Origin of the sequence: Sulfolobus sp. B1 (genome assembly GCF_007050195.1) — an archaeon.
GTDB lineage: Archaea > Thermoproteota > Thermoprotei_A > Sulfolobales > Sulfolobaceae > Saccharolobus.
Map to the genome: position 1 here is coordinate 1 of NZ_QIMI01000189.1, position 2202 is coordinate 2202.

Annotated in this window: 3 protein-coding genes; 1 reads left to right on the forward strand and 2 read right to left on the reverse strand. The window is 33.8% G+C overall.

Features of this window, described 5'->3' with window-relative positions:
• A partial coding sequence (locus DMP16_RS09245) for an aminotransferase class I/II-fold pyridoxal phosphate-dependent enzyme (RefSeq protein ID WP_143577141.1) occupies positions 1–1080 on the forward strand: 1080 nt, incomplete at its 5' end.
• A gap of 266 nt (positions 1081–1346) precedes the next feature.
• On the opposite strand, the gene DMP16_RS09250 is transcribed toward DMP16_RS09245, so the two are convergent.
• Both DMP16_RS09250 and DMP16_RS09255 read right to left on the reverse strand, forming a co-directional pair.
• Entirely contained in the window at positions 1347–1661 is a 315-nt protein-coding gene (locus DMP16_RS09250; RefSeq protein ID WP_069283989.1) for a hypothetical protein, read from the reverse strand.
• Positions 1640–2182: a hypothetical protein gene (locus tag DMP16_RS09255; protein ID WP_069283990.1), complete on the reverse strand. Its 543-nt coding sequence runs from the start codon at positions 2180–2182 to the stop codon at positions 1640–1642. Before DMP16_RS09255 ends, DMP16_RS09250 begins: the two co-directional genes overlap by 22 nt.
• Positions 2183–2202 lie beyond the last annotated feature (20 nt).

Here is a 2202-nt window from a genome sequence, read left to right on the forward strand (position 1 = left end):
GCAATAACTACTCCTATTTATCAAACCACTGCTTATCTTTACCCTGAAGGTGAGAAATACAGATATTCAAGGGAGGCAAATCCGACAGTATTAGAACTTGCAAAGAAAATAGCCGAGTTAGAAGGAGCAGAACAAGGTGTAGCATTTTCGTCCGGGATGGGGGCAATATCAACTGTCAGTTTATCATTACTCAAGCCTAATGCTAATGTTTTGATTCATCGTGACATGTTTGCTAGAACATATAAGTTTTTTATGGACTTTGTGAGAAGTTGGGGAGTTAACGTCGATTCATCATTACCAGGGAATCAAAATCTTATTGAAATGGCAAAATCTAAGAAGTATAATCTAATATTCATAGAAAGCATATCTAATCCACTATTAAGAGTAATTGATATTCCAGAGTTGTCGAAAATTGTAAGAGAATACAATGGAATCCTAGTGGTTGACTCAACTTTTGCTACTCCAATAAATCAAAAACCACTGGAATTGGGTAGTACAATAGTAATTCACAGCGCGTCAAAATTTCTGGCTGGACATAATGACGTAATAGCAGGGCTTGCGGCAGGTTATTCTGAGTATTTATCTGTTATAGATCAGATGAGGAGAACGTTAGGTACTTCTCTCGATCCTCATGCAGCATATCTTACTCTACGTGGTATTAAGACGTTAAAAATAAGAATGGATGTTATAAATAGAAATGCTGAACAAATTACTGAGTTCTTAGAAGGTCATTCAAAGGTAAAACGTGTATATTATCCTGGTCTGAAGACCCATATGGATCATGAAATAGCTAGAAGAGTATTGAAGGGATTTGGTGGTGTTATTAGTTTTGAGATAAAGGGCGGTGGAGAAGAGGTAATGAAGGTCATGAAGTCTTTAAAGATAATAATCCCAGCTCAAACATTAGGTGGGGTTAATTCAATAATATCTCAACCATCCACAATGTCCCACAGAAGCTTAACTGTTGAAGAGAAGAAGGTTGTAGGAATTACTGACTCTCTCCTAAGATTATCAGTTGGTATAGAAGACGTTAATGATTTGATTGAAGATTTAGATAGAGCACTTAATAGTATTACATAATATTGAAAAATATTTTTAAATTAGTCTTCTTACTAAAATATTAAAATACTAGCTTTGGATACAATACGGTTGAAACGAATTTATTCGGTTGCAAGTCTAACATTAGATGTATACAATCTAATAGATGCTTGACAAAATCCTTCATTATCTTTTTAGATTCAACTGATCTATCTTCATGAGACAAAACGACTAAATAATCTACTGATCAATTGATTGAGCTCTAAAGCCAAGTAGTTAGATGTATAGTAATTCCTCCTTAAATTCTACTACAATATAGTTCTTATCTCACGTTTTAGTTCATCTTCCAACATATGTTTTATTTCATTTCTATGAATTCTTGTTAAGTGTAAATATAATCCTTTCTTAGTAAATGGTCCCCTATTACATAATTTACAGTAAAGTAGATTGTTATTTTCATAAGACAACCAAAAAGAAACTTTATCTATCGAATTTAAAGCTATTTTTTTAGACGATATTCCAACTAATCTTACTACCTCTTCGTCTTTTACTGGCATTTTGCATGCTTTTTTCACTGTGCTATCTATTAGCTTCTCAGCTGTTATTGAGATCCCACTATCCATTTTTCATCCCATAAAGCTGAAATTCCGATGGCAACAGCTAATAATGATATAAGTCTATTAGCCCTTTTCTCTACGTCTATGAAATTGAAAAACATTCGTACGTCATTTAAATCTATACCTAATGCCCTAAATATTTTCTCAGTATTTGCCTCTAGTTCAATTATGTTCACACTATCTATAACGTTATGGTCAAGCTTCTTTTTAATATCAACCACAGAATCTAGAATTTTACCTAACTCATCCTCATCGATGTTTCTGAAAATTTTCGTTATGTTAACCTTGATTTTTGATCCTATTACCTCAGCCATACCGGGTGAATAGTCTATGGGGGATATTTTAGATATCCACAAATCAACATATCTTCTCACGGTTTCCTTTATATCATCACTTTCCCCCTCTAGCTCAATTACAACGGATGCAGCAGCCAATATGTGGGCCAATGCTTCTCCTACCCTTAGCTCTTCTTCAACGTAATCTGTCAAGTTATTTGCAATATTTTTTGAATCAGCTTCTATACTCAAAGTTATCCCTAGTTATCATG

What these genes read in the sequence shown, in the direction of transcription:
- DMP16_RS09250 (WP_069283989.1), bottom strand. Translation starts at nt 1,661, where the DNA reads ATGGATAGTGGGATCTCAATAACAGCTGAGAAGCTAATAGATAGCACA.